This is a genomic window from Labedaea rhizosphaerae (assembly GCF_004362825.1).
In the GTDB taxonomy this organism is placed as follows: domain Bacteria; phylum Actinomycetota; class Actinomycetes; order Mycobacteriales; family Pseudonocardiaceae; genus Labedaea; species Labedaea rhizosphaerae.
Map to the genome: position 1 here is coordinate 305,114 of NZ_SNXZ01000004.1, position 20,750 is coordinate 325,863.

Here is a 20,750-nt window from a genome sequence, read left to right on the forward strand (position 1 = left end):
GCGCCCCCGACACACCCCAACCGTGTGCGCCATCGTGGAAAAATGATCACCAAAACAGTTGCCGTGGCCGCGGTGGTCCTCGCCGCGGTGGCCGCCTCGGTTGTCACCCCGGCCGCGGCCACCGGACCGGTCTGGACCGACTGCGCCGATCCCGCACACCCCGGCTACCAGTGCACGACGCTGGACGTCCCACTGTCCTACCAGGACCCCAGCGGCCCGACGGTCCGGCTCGCCCTCGGTCGGCTGCCCGCCGTCGACCAGGCGCACAAGCTGGGGACGATCGTCTACAACCCGGGTGGTCCCGGGGTTTCCGGCCGGTTCGCCCCGCCGCTGACCCCCGGGCTGCACCAGCGCTACGACCTCGTCGGCTTCGACCCGCGTGGGGTCGGCGCGAGCACCCCGGTGCGCTGCTTCACCGACCCGAAGCAGCTGGACGTGGTGTCGAAGGCGGTCGGCACCTTCCCGGTGACCTACGAGCAGAGCCAGGAGCAGCTGGCCGCGGTCCGCTACTTCACCGGGTTGTGCGCCAAGAACGGCGGACCGCTGCTGAGCCACCTGTCCACCGCCGTCGTGGCCCGTGACCTGGACCGGATCCGCGCCGCGCTCGGCGAGGACAAGCTGCGCTACTACGGCTTGTCGTACGGCACGGTGCTCGGCCAGACCTACGCCAACATGTTCCCCGACCACGTGGCCGCCATGGTGCTCGACGCCGCCGACGACACCGTCAACTGGTTCACCGGCTACCGCCCGCAGGACGCGGACGTGCCGTTCAGCGTGCGGCTGGGCGCCTTCAACGGCGCGCAAGACGCGCTGCAGACCTTCCTGCGGGCGTGTGCGGCGTCGCCGAAGTGCGCGTTCCGCGGCGGCGACCTGAACGTGAAGTACGACGCCCTGCTCGACCGCCTCGCGAAGGGACCGGTGCGCATCACCGACCCGGCGACCGGGAAGCCGACGGTGGTGGACTACCCGGCGCTGGTCACCCAGGTGGACCAAGCCCTGACCTTCCAGCGCGACGCGCCGAAGCTCGCCGACTTGTTGCAGGCGGTGCGGACGGCACCGGACGCGCCCGCTGCGACGTCGTCACCCGAGCCCACACCCGCGCTCGCACTGGCGCCGACCGGGGCCACGCCGATCAAGACGCCGGTGGACTCGCTGGTCGCCGGTGGCGCGACGTTCTGCGCGGACACGGTGAACCCGGCCACCCCGGAACTGTGGTGGTCCTACGCGAGCCAGGCGAACCAGCAGGTGCGCGGCTTCGGCCCGGAGGACGCCTACAAGTCGCTGCCGTGCCCGCTGTGGCCCGACCGCACGCAGGACACCTACCGCGGGCCGTGGGACCGCGAGACGGCGGTGCCGGTGCTGGTGCTGGGCAACCAGCTCGGTGACCCGGAGACGCCGTTCGACGGCGCGCAACGGGTGGTGCGCAACCTGGGCAACGCCCGGCTGCTGGCGCTGGACGCGTACGGCCACGGGTCGCTGGGTCAGAGCGCGTGCGTCGGCCAGGCGGTCGACCGCTACTTCGGCGCCGGGACGCTGCCCGCACCGGGGACGGTGTGCGTTCCCGACCACCGCCCGTTCGAGTAGTCCCGGACGGACGAAAGCCCCGCTCCCAAGCTTGGAAGCGGGGCCTTCGTCGTCAGCTCACATGGCGGCCAGGCGCGCCTTGATCCGCTCGATGTCGGCGACGGCGACCGCGCGGCGAGACTTGATCTTCTCGACGACGTCGGCCGGGGCTTTCTCGGTGAACTTCGGGTTGTTCAGCTTGGCCTCGCACTGCTGGAGTTCCTTCTCCGCCACCGCGAGGTCCTTGGTCAGGCGCTTGCGCTCCGCCTCGACGTCGACCGTGCCGGAGAGGTCCAGCTCGACGGTCACCGTGCCGGTGGGCGTCGAGACCTCCAGCGACGCGCTCGCCGCGAAGCCGTCCTCGGGCTCGGTCAGCCGGGCCAGCGACCGGGCCGAGGCCTCCAACTCGCCGAGCCCCGCCTCGGCGACGCCGGACAGGCGCGCGGGGACGCGCTGACCCGGCTTCACCCCCTGGTCCGAGCGGAACCGGCGGACCTCGGTCACCAGCTTCTGGATGCCCTCGATCCGTTGCGCCGCAACGGTGTCCGCGGTGACCTCGCCGGCCGTCGGCCACGACGTGATCACCAGGGACTCGCCGCCGGTGAGCTCCTTCCACAGGACCTCGGTGATGAACGGCATGACCGGGTGCAGCAGGCGCAGGATCGTGTCCAGGACCTTGCCCAGGACCGCACGCGTCGCGTCCGCGCGCGCGCCGCCCTCGGCGAGCTGGACCTTGGCCAGTTCCAGGTACCAGTCGCAGAACTCGTCCCACGTGAAGTGGTAGAGCTCGTCGCACAGCTTGGCGAACTGGAAGTCCTCGAACAGGCCATCCACATCGGACACCAGCTTGGCTTCCAGGTCGAGGATCCAGCGGTCGGCGTCGGTCAACTCCGACCGCGACGGGACCTCGAGGGCCGTGGTGGCGCCGTTCATCAACGCGAACCGGCTGGCGTTCCACAGCTTTGTGCCGAAGTTGCGCGAACCGGCCGCCCACTCCTCGGCGACCGCCATGTCCGAACCCGGGTTCGCGCCACGCGCCAACGTGAACCGGGTGGCGTCGGCGCCGTAGCGGTCCAGCCAGTCGAGTGGGTCGATGCCGTTCCCGCTGGACTTCGACATCTTCTTGCCCTGCGCGTCGCGGATCAGGCCGTGCAGGTACACGTGGTCGAACGGCTGGACCTCGTCCATCGCGTACAGGCCGAACATCATCATCCGGGCGACCCAGAAGAAGAGGATGTCGTAGCCGGTGGACAGGACGCTGGTGGGATAGAACTTCTCGAGCGCCTTGGTCTGGTCCGGCCAGCCCAGGGTGGAGAACGGCCAGAGCGCCGAGGAGAACCACGTGTCCAGGACGTCGGAGTCCTGCGTCCAGCCCTCGCCGGGCGGTTCCTCGTCGGGGCCGACGCACATGACCTTGTCGTTCGGGCCGTACCAGACCGGGATCCGGTGCCCCCACCACAGTTGGCGGGAGATGGTCCAGTCGTGCATGTTGTCGACCCAGTCGAAGTAGCGCTTGGCCAGCTCCGGCGGGTGGATCTGGGTGCGGCCGTCGCGCACGGCGTCGCCGGCGGCACGGGCCAGCGGCTCGACCTTGACCCACCACTGCAACGACAACCGCGGCTCGACCACCGTGCCGCACCGCGAGCAGTGCCCGACGGAGTGGACGTACGGCCGCTTCTCCGCGACGATCCGGCCTTCCTCGCGCAGCGCCGCGACGACCGCGGGCCGCGCCTCGAACCGGTCCATGCCCAGGAACGGCCCGTGCACGGTGACGACCGCGTGCTCGTCGAGGATCGTGATCGACGGCAGCTGGTGGCGCTGGCCGATCTCGAAGTCGTTCGGGTCGTGGGCCGGGGTCACCTTGACCGCACCGGTGCCGAACGACGGGTCGACGTGCTCGTCGGCGACGATCGGGATCACCCGGTCAGTCAGCGGGAGCGGGACCTCCTTGCCGATCAGGTGCTTGTAGCGCTCGTCGTCGGGGTGGACCGCGACCGCGGTGTCGCCCAGCATCGTCTCCGCACGCGTGGTCGCGACGACGATGGAGTTCTCCCCGTCGCCGTAGCGGATCGAGACCAGTTCGCCGTCGTCGTCGGAGTGGTCGACCTCGATGTCCGACAACGCGGTCAGGCAGCGCGGGCACCAGTTGATGATCCGGTTGGCGCGGTAGATCAGGCCGTCGTCGAAGAGCTTCTTGAAGATCGTCTGGACGGCCTTGGAGAGCCCGTCGTCCATCGTGAAGCGCTCACGCGACCAGTCGACGCCGTCGCCGAGGCGGCGCATCTGGCCGAGGATCTTGCCGCCGTACTCGGCCTTCCAGTCCCAGACGCGTTCGATGAACGCCTCGCGGCCCAGGTCGTGGCGGGACTTGCCCTCCGTGGCCAGGTCCTTCTCCACCGCGTTCTGCGTCGCGATGCCCGCGTGGTCCATGCCGGGCAGCCACAGGACCTCGTAGCCCTGCATGCGCCGGCGCCGGGTCAGCGCGTCCATGATCGTGTGGTTCAGCGCGTGACCCATGTGCAGGCTGCCGGTGACGTTCGGCGGCGGCAGCGCGATCGTGTACGACGGCCTATCGCTGTCGACGTCCGCGGTGAAGTAGCCGGCGTCTACCCAGCCCTGGTACAGCCGTCCCTCGACGGCCGCCGGGTCCCAGGCGGTCGGAAGGTCAGTGGTACGCGGGGCTTCGGTATTGGTCACAAGGAAGATTCTACGAAGGTCTTGACAACGTCTTCATCCGCATTACCGCCAGGCGATCACACCACGTAGAACAGGATCATGAACACGACCGCGAGCCCGATCAGCCCGTAGCCGCGCAGGCGCAGCGATGCCACCGCTCGATCGGCCTTCTCGGCCCGTTCCCGCAGGACGTGTTCGGGCTTCGTGGAGATGTGGAACGGCGCGCCAGACGGGGATTTCGCGATCGTGAGGCCGTCGAGCCGGTCGTGCGCCTCGCCGTGCACGAACACGCGCTCGCCCGCGCGCACCGCGTACTCGACGGTGACCACCGCGGTCGTCGTGTCCTTGTCGGTGAGCTTGCTCCACACCGACTCCGCGGCCTCCGGCGTGACCTGCTCGTCCACCCGGTGCACAGCCTTTGCCCCGGTGACCTCCGCGCCGTCGGGCCACACCGTGATCGTGCCGGTCGGGTCGGCGAGGGTGAACGGCTCGCGGCTCCAGTTGTGCCCGACCCGCTCGCTGCGCGCGACCCGCTCGCCGTCGACGAGTTCGACGTGGTGCCGGGTGGTCTCGCTGCGCCACCACACGCACTCGACGCCATCTTCGCGGGTCCTGAGCGGGCCACCGGGCCCGGGCCGCGCGGTAGCGACGACGCTCACCAGGCGCCGGAACTCCCCCGGCCCGCTGACTTCGACGCTGCCCAGGCGCAGCGCGTCGACCTCCTCGACCGTCCACGTCTCTGTGCCCGCGACCGGGCCGACCGCGAGCGGCGGCCCGGCGTAGTACTGCTTCAGCGACCACGCACCGACGACCGCGCTGACGATGGCTGCCAGCAACAGCAAGTCATCCATCCGCGCACTCTCGCACGCAAGACGCCTGGTTCGGGCCGGGTTCAGCGCGGCGGCGCCAACGGCCCCGACCGGTTCAGCTCCTCGAGGCTCAGCGCGGGACCCTGGATCTTCACGTCGCCGTCCGGCTCGGCACGCAGGCCGTGGACCAGCAACTGCAGGTGCCGGTGCGCGAGCTCGTCGTTGAGCTCGCGGGACATCGAGCCGGGCAACGGCCGGGAGAGCCGCACCACCAGCAGGCCGATGTCGGCGAAGGTCACGTCCGGGCGCAGCGCGCCCGAGCGGTGCGCGCCGTCGATCAGCGCCTGCACCCGCTGGGCCGCCCTGCCACGGGCGGTCTGCATCTCCACGTCGTCCAGCTCGGCGATCTCGGCCAGCAGCGCCGGGACGACCGCGGCGACGCGGATGTCCAGCGCGCTGTGCATGTAGTGGATCAGCGCGCGGAACGGGTCGGGTTCCTCGTCGGCCGCGCTGGTCGCGATCTCCTCGGTGCGCCGCCACGCCTGCAGCACGACTGCGCGCATCAGCGCGGCGCGGTCCGGGAAGCGGCGGTAGAGCGTGGCGATGCCGGTGCCCGCCCGTTTGGCGATCAGCTCGAGCGGCGCGTTGGCGCCGTGCTCGACGAACACGTCTCTGGCCGCGCCCAGGATCTGGTCGCGGTTCCTGCGTGCGTCGGCACGCAACGGTCGATCGCCGTCCACGGCCGGTATGTCGCCGGTCATGCCGCCACAGTATCACCTGATGCGGAGGAAGATCCTCCAGAACTTCCGGAAAAGTGGAGACAAAGCCTCCAGTCAGTGTTACCGTCGGGGCAAGCGGAAAGACTTCCTCCACTTTCGAGGTGTGACATGACGACAACCACAGAGGGGCAGACGCGGGCGCCCGGCACGGGCCGGTGGCTCGGTTTGCTGGTCATCGCGCTGGCCCAGCTCGTGGTCGCGCTCGACGCGACCGTCCTCAACATCGCGCTGCCCTCCGCGCAGCACGAGATCGGCTTCGGCGACGCGGCCCGGCAGTGGACGATCACCGCCTACACGCTGGCGCTCGCGGGCTGCCTGCTGCTGGGCGGCCGGGTCGCCGACACGATCGGGCACCGCAAGGCGTTCCTGATCGGCCTCACCGCGTTCGGCGCGGCGTCCTTGCTCGCCGGCGCGGCGCCGACGTTCGGGCTGCTGGTCACCGGTCGCGCGATCCAGGGCGCCGCGGGTGCGCTGCTGATCCCGTCCGGCCTGGCCCTGCTGGCCACGACGTTCCCGACGCCGGAAGAGCGCGGCAAGGCCTTCGGCGTTTACGGCGCGGTCGCGAGCAGCGGCGGGGCGCTCGGGCTGCTGCTGGGCGGGTCGCTGACGGAGTACGTGAGCTGGCGCTGGTGCCTGTTCGTCAACGTCGTCGTGATCGCGATCGTCCTGGCTGTCGCGCTGCGGGTCCTGCCGACCGCGCCGTCGCGCGGCAGGCGCACGCTCGACACCCCGGGCGCGGCCCTGGCCTCGGTCGCGTTGATCGGGATCGTCTACGCCTGCGGTCGGTTGAGCACGCACAGCGCCGACCTGGCGTTCTGGCTCCCGCTGGGGGTGGGGGCCGTGCTGCTGGTGGCGTTCGTGCTGCGGGAGCGGCGGGCAGCGGATCCCCTGTTGCCGCTGTCCGTCGTCACCGACCGCCGGCGCGCCGGTGCGTTCCTCGCGGTCGCGTCGTCGGTGATCGGTGTGTTCGGCATGTTCCTCGTGCTGACCTACTACCTGCAGGTGGTCGCGCACTACACGCCGCTGCGGACCGGGGTCGCGTTCCTGCCGCTGTCGGCGACGCTGCTGCTCAGCGCGTACCTGGTGGCCGGACGGCTCGCGCCGAAGGTGCGGCCGTGGCAGCTGATGGTGCCGGGCATGCTCGTCGCCGCCGCCGGGCTGCTGCTGATCACCCGGCTCGGCGCGGACCCCAGCTACTGGCGGGTGATCCTGCCCGGGCAGGTGCTGGTCGGCCTCGGCATCGGCTGCGTGTTCACCCCGGCGATCGGCGCGGTGACCAGCGGCGTCGAGCCGCGCAACGCCGGGGTCGCCGCCGCGGCGGTCAACACCGCCAACCAGGCCGGCAGCTCCATCGGCACCGCCGTGCTCAACACCGTCGCGGTCGCCGTGGCCGCCGGTTCGCCCCAGGCCGACGGCTTGCGGCGCCTCGTCGACGGCTACGCGGCGGCCACCGCGGTCGCCGCCGGGATCATCGCCGTCGCCGCGGTCGTCGTTTTCCTTCTTTCCCGGAGGACCTCATGAAGATCGGCAAGCTGTCCGGCCCGCTCACGGCCGTGAGTTTCCTTGCGGGGCTCGGTACCGCGATGAAGCTGGCGAAGGATCCCTTCCCCCGCCCCGGTTCCACGGCGGCCCAGATCCGCGAGTACTTCCGCGGCAGCTCGACCGCCGCCCGGATCAGCGTGACCGGTCAGCTCATCTCAGTGGCGGCGCTGGGCCGCTTCACCGGCTCGGTGGTCGGCCTGGCCACCCGGTCGGGTTCGCGGACCCTGGAGGCGACGGCGCTCGGCGGCGGGGTGCTGGCCGCGGCCTCGCTGGCGACGTCGGCGGCGCTGAGCACCTCGCTGACCACAAAGGACCGTCCGGACGAGACCACGCAAACGTTGTCCCGCTTGGCTTTCCTGGCGGGCGGGCCGGTGCACGGCGTCGGTTACGGGTTGCTGATCGGGGCGCTCGGGTTGGCCGGGCGCCGGACCGGCGAAGTGCCGTCTTGGGTGACCGGGGCGTCGCTGGTGTCGGCGGCGGCCGGGCTCGCGTCGCCGCTCTACCTGAAGTGGGAACCGGCCGGCTGGCTGATCCCGATCGGCCGCTTCTCCGGCTTCCTGATCGGCGCGTTCACCGGCCCGCGGCTGGATCACTGAGCACGACCAGCAGGTGATCGATCCACGAGGCGATCGGCGCGTCCTTCATCACGCCGATCCCCCGTGGATCTGTCTTTTCCCGCTCCAGCACGGCTTTCGTGCGGGCTCGTTCGTCCGCATCGAGCACCGGGAGCATTTTGTCCAGGGCCCGCAAGGCGTGGTACTGCTCGAACGCACTCGCCGCCGTGCCGACGATCCGCAGCACGTCCTCGTGCACGCTCGCCGCCGGGGTGCCCTGCACCAACGCGAGCCCGACGATGCGGTCACCGTCGGCGCTGGACCGCAACAGCGCCGGCGCCATGGCGCGCGCGGTCTCCGGCGCCGCGGCGGCTCGGATCCGCACCTCGTTCACCAGCCGGTTCATCGCCGCGGTGCGCTTGTCACCACCTCGCATGCGCCGGCGGATGGCCTCGTACTCGCGCGCGAGCCGGTTGACCACCTCAGGGGTCAAGGTCTGCTCGGGGGGCAGGTAGCGCGCGGCGATCCGGTCGACGTCGCCCTGCACGGTGCCACGTTCGCCCGGAGGCGGCTCGGCGGTGGTGCGCAGCTCGGTCAGGTCCTCGATCAACTGCTCCGGCGCCTGCATCAAGCCGGTCGAGGAGGCTTCCCACCCGCCCGCCTTCACGCTGCCCCCGGCCAGCGCGAGCAGCCGGATCGCGCTGGGCAGCCAGATCAACCCGATCGCGACCAAGGTGGTCGGGCCCACCGCGATGTGCCAGCTGGTCGCACCCTTGGCCGGCATCGAGATGTCGACGGTCGATCCGACCGCCACCACCACCAGTGCGGTGACCCACCACCACGGGAGCACGGTCGCACTGGCCAACAGGGCGCGGAGTCGTTGCGGGGAAACGGGTTTGGCGTCGGCCACGCCCTGACCGTAGCGCTATTCGAGGACGGCCGTGGCCGGATCGGCCGCTCTGGCGGCCCGCTCGATCTCGGCGTGCCGCTGCGCCCAGAAGGCCGCGTCCCGGCCCGGCGCGCTCACCACGCCGTCGAGCTGTTCACGCAGGATGTCCGCGTGCCCGGCGTGCCGATTGGTCTCGGTGATCCGGTGAACCACGACGTTGAACAGCAGCACGTCCGGCCGCGGCCACCACGGCACGTGTCCCGGCGCGTCGATCGGCAGGGCGGCGATCGTGGCATCGGCGTGGTCCCAGACCCGCCGGTAACGGTCGATGATCTGCGCACGCGTCTCGTGCTCGGTGGCCCACAGGTCGGTACCGCGCGCTTCGAGGTCGTCCCAGCGCGGCAGGGCCTCGGGGAACGGGCGGCCGAAGACTTCGCCGAGGTAGCGCGACTCCCACAGCGCCAGGTGCTTGACCAGACCGAGCAGGTTCGTCCCGGTGGCGGTCAGCGGGCGCCGAAGGTCGTACTCGGACAACCCGTCGAGCTTGGCGAGCAGTTCCTCGCGGATCTCCCGCAGCTCGTTGTGCAGGTAGTCCTTCGCGAAGTCGTCGATCATGACCCCCAGGACGCGCGACAGTGCACACGCGTTGCGTGGTCAGAACCAGTGCAGGCAGTGGGGTGCGCGATTCGAGCGGAACAGGGAGTCGGCGAGGGCGACCACGCCCGGGTGGTGGGCCTGGACGTGCCCGGCCCGCACGAGCGTGCTCGGCGCCGTGCCGCCGAGGTAGATCGAGCCCAGGTCGCGCACGTCCAGGGACAGGTCGGGGGCCCGGTCGGTCGGCACGCAGTCGGCCGTGCCGTCCCGCACGGTCAGCAGGTGGCGGCCGTGCTCGCCGAGGAACGGGTCGACGACGTCGAGGACGAGCTCCCCGTCGGCCCACCACCTGCGCGTCGTGAGCGCCCGCGGGACGTCCAGCAGCCGCACCCAGAGCCAGTCGCCGTCGTCGCCGAGCTGGACGCCGCGGAAGTCCTCGAGCTGCCAGCGCAGCGGGTGGTCGAGCGGGACCTGTTTGAACACCACCTGCGTGACCAGGTCGTGGTCGAGCACGAACCGGGCCAGGGCGGTGGCCACGGCGTCGTCGGTGGCGATGGTCTCGTCGACGGTCAAGGTGCCCGACTCGGTGACGGTGTAGCTGGCGTAGCCGTCCGGGACGCCGGCGTCATCGCGGTGCACGGCCAGGTAGCGCGGCGCCCGGGAGACCGGGGGCTGACCCGCGCCCACGGCCCACCACCGGTGCGGGCGGGAGAGGGCGCCGGGCTGGGCACGCCGGTACCGGTCGTAGACCGCTTCCAGGACCTCGCCACCCTCCGCGCGGCGCAGCACTTCGATGGGCAGCACCTCGATCGAGCCGGCGGCCGGCCCGTGCGCCGGGCGGAACGCGGCCTGGTGGCGCTGCACGGTCATGCGCTGCATGTAGGTGGCCGGGCCGTAGCCGAACCGGCCGTAGATCCGCGCGTCGGTGCACAGCAGCACCGCGGCGAGCTCTCCTCGGGCCCGGACCTCGGTCAGCTGGTGACGCATCATCGCGCTGGCCACGCCCTGACGCCGGTGCGTGGGCAGGACGCCCACCGTGGTCACCCCGGCGACCGGGACGACGACCTCGCCGGGGAGCGTGAGCTCGAAGGAGTACGCGGCGGCCGTGCCGATCGGAGCGCCCTGCTCGGTCGTGGCGAGCAGGGCGCGGTCCATCTCGAGCGCCGACCACCACATCCCCTCGCTGTCGGCCGGCCCTTCCGGGAACCGCCCGAACGCGGCATGCATGGTGTCGACGAAGACCGTCAGGTCCTGCTCGGTCGTGGGACGGATCTGCACAGCCGCAACAGTGATCGCGGTGCGAGCGCTGGGCAAGCGGATTTACTTCGGGACCACCACGGCCTGGACGTGGTCGAAGCCGGCCGAGCCGCTCAGCTTCCCGTTGAGGAAGTCCGACTCGGGCACCGCGATCGTCTGGCCCGAGCTGGGTTCGAAGATCATCACGTTGCCGCCCTGGTGACCGGTCACCAGCACGTAGTGCCGCGGCGTGGCCCCGCCGACCAGCATGGGGACCGGGTGGCCCGAGTCCGCCGCGCCCACGGCCTGGCGCAGGTTCGACGACACGTTGCCCTGCTCGGTGTCGTCCACCAGGTGCCACGTGTAGTCCGTGCCGGTGTTCTTGCTCATGTAGTCGGCCATGCCCACCGGCGACGTGCCCAGCTTCTCCGGCCAGATCGTGTTGGTCTGGTCGTGGACGCGGGCCTGCTCCGCGGAGAAGCGCTCGTCGAACTTCGACGGGTCCCCGTCGGTCAGCGACAGCGCGTACAGCGGGTCGGTCTCGGCGTGCGAGACGATCAACGACGTCGTGCCGCAGGTGTAGTCGTCGAACTGGTTGACGCGATCGCCGAAGCGGTTCTGCGCACCGGGGCCGCCGCGGTCGATCAGCGACAGGTGCTCGTTGAGCCAGTTCTCGTCCTTGCCGCGGATCTTGTCGGCGAACGCGCTCAGCTCGGTCACGTTGTGCCCGGCGGACAGGCCCTTCAACAGCCACGCCCGCTCGGTGTCCGAGCCCGCGTTGGCCAGCAGCTGGTCGAACTTCGCCCGGTCCTCGGGGCTCATCGCCGCCATCTTCTTGCCGGCGTCGGCGAGCTGCGCGGTGGTGAGGATGCCATCGTCGTAGCCGTCGCCCATGCCATTGACGCTGACCACCTTCGCGGCCAGCACCACGGCATCGTCGGGGGCCAGGCCGCTGTCCACCGCGGCCGCGGCGCGGGCCTGGCCCGCGAGGTCGTTGAAGACCATGGTCGCCTTGTCCGCGCTCTGCAGGGCGTCGTTGTAGACGCCGATGCAGCCGGTGATCAGCTCGCGCACCTTGTTGACCAGATCGCCCAGCGCGGTCGGATCGGGGATGGGCAGACCGCCGACGTGGGTGGCGTCGTGCCACGCGTCGTACAGCGCCTGGTGCAGGTCGTCGTGGCGCTTCTGCTGGTCCTTCACCTCGGTCGACAGCTCGTGCAGGGTCGTCGCGGCCGTGCGGAAGACCCCAGGTGCGCGGTCGATCGCGTCGGCGGTCGCGCCGAGCACGGCGGTCGCCTCGCGGGCCGCGCCCCCGCTCCACGACTGCGGCAGGTGGTCGTTGCCGAGCTTGCGCACGTCGGCGGCCACCGGCGAGATCGCGTCGGCCGCCGTGCGGTAGGCACCGGCGAGGGCTTCGAGCGCGCCCGCGTCGCCGGGTGGTGGCGTGGCGACCTGGTGGATCACCTCGACGACGATCTGCACGACCTTCACGGGGTTGAGCAGCGAGCTGAGCTCCTGCAGCTTGTGGACGATCGTCGTGATCTGCCCGTAGTCGCTACTGGACACCCTGACCTCCACGGCCCGCGGTGAGCGCCTGCGCCGCTGCGTCGTCGTCGGAGCCTGACTGCTGCGCGGCCGTGTGCATGGCCTCGCACAGCTGCTCGAGCACCGAGATGTAGACGCCGATCTCGTCGAACCAGGCGTCCTGCATGGCGGTGTACGCCTTCGACGTGATGTCCATCCCGCACGCGTTACCGCCGTCGCGGGTCGCGCCGTCCCATGTGGTCCGGGCCGAACGCAGCTGTTCGGCCAGCTCGCACGCGGTCTTCGCGTGCCCGTCCACCTCTTGGGTGTTCATCTCAAAACCCGGCGCCATCGGACAAACCTCCTCGGCCTCGGCTGCTCCGACGCGGCCCGGCCGTCCTCGGTTCCCACTGATCCACCTGATCGTTCCCGTTGCCGGGCGATCGCGCGCTCGCCCGGCTCCTGGCGGTTCGGCGGCAACCTCAGCCGAGGAGCTTGAGGATGAGCCGGATCAGGTGCGACTGCATGGGTCGTTCACCTCCTCCCCCGCTTGGCAGTGCGTCACCCGGGCCGAGGGGACCGATGGCCCGCCGGCGGGCCCGTGCTCGCCGCCGGTGACCACGATGGCGAGCACGAATCCGGCGAGAATCATCCGGAAAATGATCCGGCAGGCCGTCGAAACCGAGCAGACGATTTTCACGAGACACCCCTTTGGTTTGGCCTGGGTGGCGTCACAACGATTTGTTGTGCATACCTAGAATGCGACCGAAGACCGGCGGCAACAATGAGTTGACCGTTTCCGGGAGCACCGGGAAACACGCAACGGATGACCGGCGATAGGGGGTGGGACACCAAGGGCCGCATACCGCGATGTCCAGTTTGGTGTCCACTGCTGTCCAGCAGTGGACACCGTGTCGTCATTGCGGTATCGCTTGGAGGTCGCACAGCAGCGCAGCCACCGGACGCATTCCCGGGAGGAGCAAGATGACGGTCGCCCGTGACGACCTGGTCGCCGAGCTCAAGACGCTGCGGAAGGGGCGCGGAATGGGGGCCGCCGCACTGACCGAGCGGATCGGCCCCGGCTTGCGAGAAGTGTTCGGTATCGACCCGGCAGCCGACGGCGCGTCGTTACGCCAAGCCGTCGCGCGGCGTCTTCGCGAGCTGTCCGAGTCCTTGCCCCAGGACCTGCGGATCTGCGTCGTCGCCGCATTCGGCTTGCAGAAGGACGTCGATTTGCCCTTCTACCAGGACCGGGTGCGCTGGGCCGCCGAGCAATTGCAACGCGACGACCGCACGGTGCGCAGGCGCATCGACGAGGGCATCCGCCAGCTCGCCGAACTCGCGCTCGCCCCGGCTGTCGCGGGTCCGGTCGAGGACGGCGACGGCGGCTGGCGCACCGAGAGCCTGCGCTCGATCCTCTCCCTGGACCGGCCGACCCCGGAGCTGATCGAGTTCCGCCGGGTCGCCGCCGAACGCGACGGGCTCGGCGAGGTCGACCTCGCCTGGACGATGAGCAAGGTCGAGTTGCCCGAGGACCTGCCGGTCGAGGTCCTCTACGGCGGCACGCTGGTCAGCAGGCAACTCGAGGCCGCCGACCGGATCGGGTTGATGCTGCGCCTGGCCACGCCGCTCCGCCGCGGTGAGGTGGTCGAGGTCGCGCTGCGGTACCGGGCGCCGAGCGAGCAGATGCGCCCGCACTACGTCTGCACGCCGCTGCACCCCTGCGACCACTTCGAACTGCGGGTGCGGTTCCCCTCCGATCGGCCACCGAACTACGTCTGGTTGCTGGACGGGGTGTTGCAAGGCGATATCGAGGACAAGGTGGCACCGCGAGATCTCGTCCGGATCGACGAGGCCGGCGAGGTCATGGTGGAGTTCCGCCGCCTCAAACCCAGCCGCTCCTACGGCATTCGCTGGGAATAGACAGCTTCTGGACAACAACCGCGAACCAGTGGACCCGACGGAAACAAGGGCGACGATCAACAAGGACCCGCTTTCCGTTTCCCAACCGGGAGGTTCGCGATGCACACCCAAGTACTCGCCGTCCCGGCGTCCGGCGCGGCGGCCGGGGCACTGCTCCTGATCGCCGTGATCGGCGGTCTGGTCGCGGTGACCGCCGCGTACGAGACCGCCAAGCGGCGCGCGTTCCGGCCGCGGCTGGTGCACACCCGCCTGTCCGACGCCGACCTTCGCGGCATCTTCCGCGACACCGTGTCCGGCCGGGGCTGGTCGATCATCGACGACGGCAACCCGATGGTGGCCCAATCCAGCGTGCTGACCGGCGTCCGGCAGCAGATCGCCTTGCATACCGACGTCGACGAAGGCGGCACCGAGGCGCGCATCGCCGTGGTCCGGTACTCGCGCAGGGCGCTGCGGGGCACCACCAAGGCGCACACCCTGCGCTGGCGGATGAAGGCCTTCCTCACCGCCGTCCGCTCGGCCGACCTGTCCGCGTCGATCGCGGGCTGAGGCATGTCGGTCCCCACGTGGCTGACCTGGCTGCTGCTCGGCGTCGCGGTGGTCGCCGCCCTCGCGCTGTGGACCGCGTTCGCCCGGTGCACGCTCGCCTCGTTCGAGGCGACCACGGGGATGCGGACCCGACTGTCGGGGCCGGGGGCGCACGCCGAGGTGGTGGCCGCGCTGGTCGGTTTGCCCGGCGTGCGCCTGCTGGAACGGTCCGAGAACGACGTCCTGCTGTCCGTTTTGCCCGCACCGGCGGCCAAGGGCTCGCTCGACCGGGGCTGGGGGCTCTACCTGGTGGTCCGCCCGGTCGATCAGGACGTGCTGCTGCTGGCCCGCCGGCGAGTGCCCTTCCCGGGCGGTGATCTGGCCTCTGCGCTGCGGGAACTCGAGCGCGCGGCCTGCCGTGACGGCCCCGCGGGAGGGTCACCGTTCGCAGATTCTTAGCAACTCAGTGCGCTCTGGGGGGAGCCCAACCGAGAGAAAGATGGCAGTATGCCTCCTTGAGACCGCGCCCATCACCAACGAGGGCACGGCTCAACATTTAGGGAGTTAGTGGTATGGCGCAGGGCACTGTGAAGTGGTTCAACAGTGAGAAGGGCTTCGGGTTCATCGAGCAGGACGGCAACGGGCCGGACGTGTTCGTGCACTACTCGGAGATTCAGGGCTCAGGCTTCAGGTCGCTGGACGAAGGTCAGCGCGTGGAGTTCGAGATCGGCCAGGGCCAGAAGGGCCCGCAGGCCCAGGGCGTTCGCGCCGTCTGAGTGACCCCAGCTTGCGTGGCCCCCGCGATCTTTCGCGGGGGCCACGCCCCTTTTGTGACGGGTGTCACGCGCGGGCATGTGGGGGCGGCCCGTGGCGTTGAATTTCGACGAAGGTAGAAGGACTCCACAGGAGAGGTGCCCGTGAGCGCGCAGCAGGCCCCCGAGATCGTCACCATGTACAGCACCACGTGGTGCGGCTACTGCCGTCGGCTCAAGACGCTGATGCAGCGCGAGGGCATCGAGTACGCCGAGGTCGACATCGAGCGCGACCCGGCCGCCGCCGACTTCGTGATGAAGGTGAACGGTGGCAACCAGACGGTGCCGACCGTCCACTTCCCGAACGGCGCCGCCCTGACCAACCCGTCGATCGACCAGGTCAAGGCGCAGCTCGCGAACGCCTAAGAGCGCTCGAGTACCGCCATGGCGGCGTTGTGACCGCCGAGGCCGCTGACGGCTCCACCGCGCCGGGCCCCGCTGCCGCACAGCAGCAGGCTCGGCGCGTCCGTCGCCACCCCCCACTTGTCGGTGCTCTCGTCGGCATACGGCCAGTTGAGGTCGCCATGGAAGATGTGGCCGCCGGGCATGTTGAGCTCGTCCTCCAGATCCAGCGGCGTCTTCGCCTCCACGCACGGTTCGCCGTGCGCGTCGGTGGCGAGGCAGTCCTCGATCGGCTCGGCCAGGTAGCGGTTGAGCCCGGCCAGGTACCCGTCGGCCAGCTGCTTGCGCAGGTCGTCGTTGCGGCCCTCGAACAGCGTCGACGGCAGGTGCAGGCCGAACAGGGTCATCGTGTGCCAGCCCTGGCGCTGCTGCTCGGGCCCCAGGATCGACGGGTCGGTCAGCGAGTGGCAGTACATCTCGCCCGGCAGCGGGTCCGGCACGTGCCCGGCCGCCGAGTCCCGGAACGCGTTCTCCAGGTCGGTCGCCGTCTCGTCCAGGTGGCACGTACCCGCGAACGCCAGCGCCGGGTCGATGCCGCTGCGCAGGACGGGCAGCCGGGTCAACAGCATGTTGATCTTCAACTGGGCGCCGCGCGGGGTGCTCGACTCCCGGCCACGCAGCCGGTCGAGCACGGCCGGCGCCACGCCGGACAGCACGAAGCGGGCATCAGCCGTCTGCTCGGTGTCGCCATCGGTGAACCGGACCTGGCCGCCGTTCTCCCCGGCCTCGACCGAGGTCACGGTGACGCCGGTGCGCAGGTCCGCGCCGGCCTCGCGGGCCACCCGGATGAGCTCGTCGGTGACGGCACCCATGCCGCCGACCGGCACCCGCCACTCCCCCGACCCGTTGCCGATCAGGTGGTACAGGAAGCACCGGTTGGCCAGCAGGCTCGGGTCGTACAGCGACGTGTGGGTCCCGATCAACCCGTCGGTGGCGACCACGCCACGCACCAGGTCGTCGGTGAACCAGTCGTCGATCGCGTAGCCGAGCGGGCGCTCGAAGAGGTCGTCGAACAGCTGCGACCCGGCCGCGTCGGCGACCAGTGACCGCACCTGCTCGCGGTCGGGCAACGGCTCGGTCAGCGTCGGCGCGAGCGCCTTCGCCGCCTCCTCGATCCGGCCGTAGAACTCCTGCCACTGGGCGAACTCGCGGTCCGAGCCGGTGCGTTCGCGGAACGAGCGCGCGGTGGCCGCGGTCGGCCGGCGTTCGACGAGCAGGCCGCTCTCGACGCCGTCACGCGTCCACGGCGTGTACGAGCTGACCGACCGCGACCGCAGGTCGATGCGCAGGCCGAGCTCGCCCACGATCCGGTCCGGCAGCAGGCTGACCAGGTAGGAGAACCTGGACAACCGCGCCGGTAGACCGGCGAACGCCTCCGCGCTGACCGCGGCGCCACCGAGGTGGCCGAGGCGCTCCAGCACGAGCACCGATTTGCCGGCCCGGCCCAGGTAGGCCGCCGCGACCAACGCGTTGTGCCCGCCACCCACGATCACCACGTCATACCCGGTAGTCATGGTGACAACTGTATGCGGCTCAGCTGAAGAGCTGGGTGATCGAACGGATCAACTGGTACAGCCCGTAGCCGAACGGGATCAGCACCCACAGCCAGGCGATCACCAGCAACGCGGTGCGCCCGCCGGTCTGCTCGGTCACTTCGCCACCTCCTCAGCCGTGGCCGCGGCGTCCCCCGTGTCGCGCGGCTCGTGGTACTTCGGGTTGACCGGGCGCACCAGCTCGTTGGCGACGAAGCCGACCACCAGCAACCCGATCATGATCGAGAACGACAGCGTGTAGAGGTCGGGCCCCGACTTGCCCGAACGGATCTGGCTGTCGGCGATGCGGTTGACGATCAGCGGGCCGAGCACACCCGCCACCGACCACGCGGTGAGCAGCCGGCCGTGGATCGCGCCGACCTGGTAGGTGCCGAAGAGGTCCTTCAGGTAGGCCGGCACGGTCGCGAACCCACCGCCGTAGAACGACAGGATCAGCATGGCGCACAACACGAAGACGAGCTTCGAGCCGTTCGTGGTGAGCACGATCGCCAGGTACATCAGGGCGCCGACGCCCAGGTAGAACCGGTAGATGTTCTTGCGGCCGATCGCGTCCGACGTGGTCGACCAGACGAACCGGCCGGCCATGTTGGCCAGCGACAGCATCGCGACGAACCCGGCCGCGGCCGTGGCGCTCACCGGCGCTGGCGTGTCCTTGAAGAACGCCGTGATGATCGGTGCCGCGCGTTCCAGGATGCCGATGCCGGCGGTCACGTTGAGGCAGAGCACGACCCACAGCAGCCAGAACTGCGGCGTCCGGATGGCGTTGGCGGCGGACACGTTCGCGGTGCTGATCAGGGCGCGGGTCGATTCGACCCGTCGCAGGCCCGCGGGCTTCCAGTCGTCGGCGGGCACGCGCACGAGCAATACGCCCATCGCCATGAAGACCGCATAGGCGATGCCCAGCACGAGGAACGCGTTGGCGATCGAGCCGTCGGTGACCGCGAGCACCTTGCCCGCCTTGTCGTAGGTGACGCCGAACGCGTCCATCAGCGCCTTGGACAGCGGGGACGCGATCAGCGCACCGCCGCCGAAGCCCATGATCGCGATGCCGGTGGCCATGCCCGGCCGGTCCGGGAACCACTTGATCAGCGTCGACACCGGGGAGATGTAGCCGATGCCGAGCCCGATCCCGCCGACGCCGCCGTAGCCGAGCACGACCAGCCAGTACTGCTCGGTCGCGACGCCGAGCGCGGCGATCAGGAAGCCGCCGCAGAAGCACAGCAGCGAGATGAACATGGCCCAGCGCGGGCCGTTGCGCTCGACCCTGGTGCCGAGGACCGCGGCCGACAGCCCCAGCATCACGATGGCAAGCTGGAAGGGAAGCGCGCTCTGGGTGCCGCTGAGCCCCATGTCCTTCTCCAGCGGCGCCTTGAACACGCTCCAGGCGTACGCCTGGCCAATGGCGAGGTGGACCGACAGAGCCGCGGGTGGGATGAGCCACCGGCTCCAGCCTGGCGGTGCGATGATGCGAGAGCGGGAGAGGAAGCCGTCGGCCATGCGAACACCTCCGCGTCATTGCGTGCGCAAGCAACATTAAGTGGAGAATCACCCTTATGCACTATCTATTCGGTCAGTGGTACTGGCGGTCGTCATGGGTCGCGTGACCGTTCGCCGTCCGGTGGTGCACCTGGACGGCGACAAGGTGCGCCGCCGTCCCGACACGCTGGCCGCCGAAGAGCCGCTCGAACTGCGGGTCGACGGCAAGGCGCTCGCGGTGACCATGCGGACGCCGGGCCACGACGTCGAACTCGCCCACGGCTTCCTGCTCACCGAGGGCGTGATCGGCGCCGCGGCGGACGTGAGCCTCGCCCGCTACTGCGACGGCACCGACGACGAGGGCCGCAACACCTACAACGTCCTCGACCTCACCCTGGCCGAGGGCGTCGAACCACCGCAGACCGGCGTCGAGCGCAACTTCTACACGACGTCGTCGTGCGGGGTCTGCGGCAAGGCGGCGCTGGACGCCGTGCGCCTCAAGACCCGCTTCCCGACCGCGGAGGACCCCGTGCGGGTCAGCCCGTCCACTTTGGCCGCCCTGCCCGGCACGCTGCGCGAACGCCAGCGCGTGTTCCAGTCCACCGGCGGCCTGCACGGTGCCGGCCTGTTCACCGCGGACGGCGCCGTGCTGGCCGTCCGCGAGGACGTGGGCCGGCACAACGCCGTGGACAAGGTCCTCGGCTGGGCCTTGCTGGAAGGCCGAGTCCCGCTGCGGGGCACCGTGTTGCTGGTTTCCGGGCGGGCGTCGTTCGAACTGGTGCAGAAGGCCGCGATGGCCGGGGTGGCCGTGCTCGCCGCTGTCTCGGCACCGTCGTCGCTGGCCGTCGAGCTGGCCGACGAGCAGGGCATGACCCTGGTCGGCTTCCTGCGCGGGGACTCCATGAACGTCTACACCGGAGCGCAGCGCGTGGCCGGATGAGGCCCGAAGGGTCTCCACCAGCGCGTTCCCGCCGTTAGGATGGGTCCGTAGAGATCGTTGTGGGAACGTCAGGTCGTGCGGGCATGGGCTACTTGCTTGACAACGACCGGCTCCCCGCAGGCGACCGTGTCGTCGCGATGGCCTCCCTGTTCGACCCGATCACCACCGGGCACCTGGACGGGCTCGGCATCGGGCCGGGCTGGCGCTGCTGGGAAGTCGGCGCCGGTGGCACGTCGATCGTGCACTGGCTCGCCGGACGCACGGGGCGGGCCGGGTACGTGCTGGCCACGGACACCGACACCACCGTGGTCGCGGCCGCGGCCGGCCCGACGGTGATCGTCCTGCGCCACGACGTCTGCGCCGATCCCATCCCCGGTGGCGGGTTCGACCTGGTGCACGCGCGCATGGTGCTCGCGGACATCGCGGACGTCGCCGACCGGGCGCAGGCCCTGGCGGCGATGGTGCGAGCCCTGCGACCGGGTGGCTGGCTGGTGGTGGAGGACCTCGACCCGCGGTTGCAGCCGCTGGCTTGCCCGGACGAACGCGGACCGGCCGAGGTACTGGCGAACAAGGTGCGTGCCGGGGTGCACTCGTTGCTGGCCTCGCGCGGCATCGAGCTGGCTTGCGGGCGAACCATTCCAGGCGCGTTGCGGGACCTCGGGCTGGCCGACGTGACCGCGTCGGGGTACTTCCCGATGACCGGCCCGGAGTGCGCGGCGCTGGAGCGGACGACGGTGACGGCGTTGTACGGCGACCTGCTCAACGCGGGGCTGGCCACCCCCGACGAGCTGGATGCCCACCTCGGGCAACTGGACGCGCTGCACCTGTCGGCGGCACCGATGATCTCGGCGTGGGGCCGGAAGCCGGCCGCCTAGGCGGATCCGCTGATCAGCACCCCGCTCCGCCGTCCGGCGGGTAAGGTCCCGCAGCACCTGATCTTCGGCCGGGGAGCA

The 20,750-nt window shown here is 70.6% G+C and carries 22 protein-coding genes; 10 read left to right on the forward strand and 12 right to left on the reverse strand.

The annotated features are described in order from the left end of the window. The first annotated feature begins 42 nt into the window (after window positions 1-42). Window positions 43-1,584: an alpha/beta hydrolase gene (locus EV186_RS24305; RefSeq protein WP_133851706.1), complete on the forward strand. Its 1,542-nt coding sequence runs from the start codon at window positions 43-45 to the stop codon at window positions 1,582-1,584. Window positions 1,585-1,641: 57 nt separating this feature from the next. Here the strand turns inward: EV186_RS24305 and EV186_RS24310 are convergent, their stop codons facing one another. Genes EV186_RS24310 through EV186_RS24320 form a run of 3 tightly spaced genes read right to left on the reverse strand, consistent with a single transcriptional unit; the run spans window position 1,642 to window position 5,809 of the window. Continuing rightward, complete coding sequence (locus EV186_RS24310; protein ID WP_133851707.1) at window positions 1,642-4,260, reverse strand: valine--tRNA ligase; 2,619 nt, start codon at window positions 4,258-4,260, stop codon at window positions 1,642-1,644. 56 nt (window positions 4,261-4,316) lie between these two features. Continuing rightward, on the reverse strand, window positions 4,317-5,090 hold the full coding sequence (locus tag EV186_RS24315) for a GIDE domain-containing protein (protein ID WP_133851708.1): 774 nt from the start codon (window positions 5,088-5,090) through the stop codon (window positions 4,317-4,319). A gap of 41 nt (window positions 5,091-5,131) precedes the next feature. Then, entirely contained in the window at window positions 5,132-5,809 is a 678-nt protein-coding gene (locus tag EV186_RS24320; RefSeq protein ID WP_133851709.1) for a TetR/AcrR family transcriptional regulator, read from the reverse strand. 126 nt (window positions 5,810-5,935) lie between these two features. On the opposite strand from EV186_RS24320, the gene EV186_RS24325 reads away from it, so the two are divergent. After that, complete coding sequence (locus tag EV186_RS24325; protein ID WP_133851710.1) at window positions 5,936-7,348, forward strand: MFS transporter; 1,413 nt, start codon at window positions 5,936-5,938, stop codon at window positions 7,346-7,348. Next, window positions 7,345-7,965, forward strand: a complete 621-nt coding sequence (locus tag EV186_RS24330) for a hypothetical protein (RefSeq protein WP_133851711.1) — start codon at window positions 7,345-7,347, stop codon at window positions 7,963-7,965. The genes EV186_RS24325 and EV186_RS24330 overlap by 4 nt, the downstream gene beginning before the upstream one ends. Here EV186_RS24330 and EV186_RS24335 read toward each other — a convergent pair. The 6 genes from EV186_RS24335 to EV186_RS39040 all read right to left on the reverse strand — a co-directional run bounded on the left by EV186_RS24335 (window position 7,940) and on the right by EV186_RS39040 (window position 12,818). Further along, a complete protein-coding gene (locus EV186_RS24335; protein ID WP_133851712.1) occupies window positions 7,940-8,833 on the reverse strand; it encodes a hypothetical protein in 894 nt (297 codons plus the stop codon). The two genes, EV186_RS24330 and EV186_RS24335, sit on opposite strands and share 26 nt — an antisense overlap. 15 nt (window positions 8,834-8,848) lie before the next feature. Beyond that, on the reverse strand, window positions 8,849-9,427 hold the full coding sequence (locus EV186_RS24340) for a DinB family protein (RefSeq protein ID WP_133851713.1): 579 nt from the start codon (window positions 9,425-9,427) through the stop codon (window positions 8,849-8,851). 39 nt (window positions 9,428-9,466) lie between these two features. After that, window positions 9,467-10,684: a GNAT family N-acetyltransferase gene (locus EV186_RS24345; RefSeq protein ID WP_133851714.1), complete on the reverse strand. Its 1,218-nt coding sequence runs from the start codon at window positions 10,682-10,684 to the stop codon at window positions 9,467-9,469. 42 nt (window positions 10,685-10,726) lie between these two features. Then, complete coding sequence (locus EV186_RS24350; protein WP_133851715.1) at window positions 10,727-12,208, reverse strand: cysteine peptidase family C39 domain-containing protein; 1,482 nt, start codon at window positions 12,206-12,208, stop codon at window positions 10,727-10,729. Beyond that, on the reverse strand, window positions 12,198-12,500 hold the full coding sequence (locus tag EV186_RS24355) for a hypothetical protein (protein ID WP_133851716.1): 303 nt from the start codon (window positions 12,498-12,500) through the stop codon (window positions 12,198-12,200). The genes EV186_RS24350 and EV186_RS24355 overlap by 11 nt, the downstream gene beginning before the upstream one ends. 177 nt (window positions 12,501-12,677) lie before the next feature. Next, the gene (locus EV186_RS39040) at window positions 12,678-12,818 is read right to left on the reverse strand and encodes a hypothetical protein (RefSeq protein ID WP_166659305.1); all 141 of its coding nucleotides are present in this window, start codon (window positions 12,816-12,818) and stop codon (window positions 12,678-12,680) included. A gap of 332 nt (window positions 12,819-13,150) precedes the next feature. On the opposite strand from EV186_RS39040, the gene EV186_RS24360 reads away from it, so the two are divergent. The 5 genes from EV186_RS24360 to EV186_RS24380 all read left to right on the forward strand — a co-directional run bounded on the left by EV186_RS24360 (window position 13,151) and on the right by EV186_RS24380 (window position 15,792). Beyond that, window positions 13,151-14,089, forward strand: coding sequence for a hypothetical protein (locus tag EV186_RS24360; RefSeq protein WP_133851717.1), 939 nt, complete (start codon window positions 13,151-13,153; stop codon window positions 14,087-14,089). Window positions 14,090-14,188: 99 nt separating this feature from the next. Beyond that, window positions 14,189-14,635 (forward strand): hypothetical protein, encoded by a 447-nt coding sequence (locus tag EV186_RS24365; RefSeq protein WP_133851718.1) that lies wholly within the window; start codon window positions 14,189-14,191, stop codon window positions 14,633-14,635. Between the two features lie 3 nt (window positions 14,636-14,638). After that, the gene (locus EV186_RS24370; protein WP_133851719.1) at window positions 14,639-15,073 is read left to right on the forward strand and encodes a hypothetical protein; all 435 of its coding nucleotides are present in this window, start codon (window positions 14,639-14,641) and stop codon (window positions 15,071-15,073) included. A gap of 113 nt (window positions 15,074-15,186) precedes the next feature. Beyond that, complete coding sequence (locus EV186_RS24375) at window positions 15,187-15,390, forward strand: cold-shock protein (protein ID WP_133851720.1); 204 nt, start codon at window positions 15,187-15,189, stop codon at window positions 15,388-15,390. A 141-nt stretch (window positions 15,391-15,531) separates the two neighbouring features. Further along, a complete protein-coding gene (locus tag EV186_RS24380; protein ID WP_279538320.1) occupies window positions 15,532-15,792 on the forward strand; it encodes a mycoredoxin in 261 nt (86 codons plus the stop codon). Here the strand turns inward: EV186_RS24380 and EV186_RS24385 are convergent. Genes EV186_RS24385 through EV186_RS24390 form a run of 3 tightly spaced genes read right to left on the reverse strand, consistent with a single transcriptional unit; the run spans window position 15,789 to window position 18,878 of the window. Beyond that, complete coding sequence (locus EV186_RS24385) at window positions 15,789-17,342, reverse strand: phytoene desaturase family protein (protein WP_133851721.1); 1,554 nt, start codon at window positions 17,340-17,342, stop codon at window positions 15,789-15,791. The two genes, EV186_RS24380 and EV186_RS24385, sit on opposite strands and share 4 nt — an antisense overlap. A 19-nt stretch (window positions 17,343-17,361) precedes the next feature. Continuing rightward, window positions 17,362-17,481: an MFS transporter small subunit gene (locus EV186_RS40835; RefSeq protein WP_424983285.1), complete on the reverse strand. Its 120-nt coding sequence runs from the start codon at window positions 17,479-17,481 to the stop codon at window positions 17,362-17,364. Continuing rightward, entirely contained in the window at window positions 17,478-18,878 is a 1,401-nt protein-coding gene (locus EV186_RS24390) for an OFA family MFS transporter (RefSeq protein ID WP_133851722.1), read from the reverse strand. The genes EV186_RS40835 and EV186_RS24390 overlap by 4 nt, the downstream gene beginning before the upstream one ends. Window positions 18,879-18,972: 94 nt before the next feature. On the opposite strand from EV186_RS24390, the gene fdhD reads away from it, so the two are divergent. Beyond that, entirely contained in the window at window positions 18,973-19,797 is an 825-nt protein-coding gene (fdhD, locus tag EV186_RS24395) for a formate dehydrogenase accessory sulfurtransferase FdhD (RefSeq protein ID WP_133851723.1), read from the forward strand. Between the two features lie 83 nt (window positions 19,798-19,880). Further along, the gene (locus EV186_RS24400; RefSeq protein ID WP_133851724.1) at window positions 19,881-20,672 is read left to right on the forward strand and encodes a class I SAM-dependent methyltransferase; all 792 of its coding nucleotides are present in this window, start codon (window positions 19,881-19,883) and stop codon (window positions 20,670-20,672) included. Window positions 20,673-20,750: the final 78 nt, after the last annotated feature.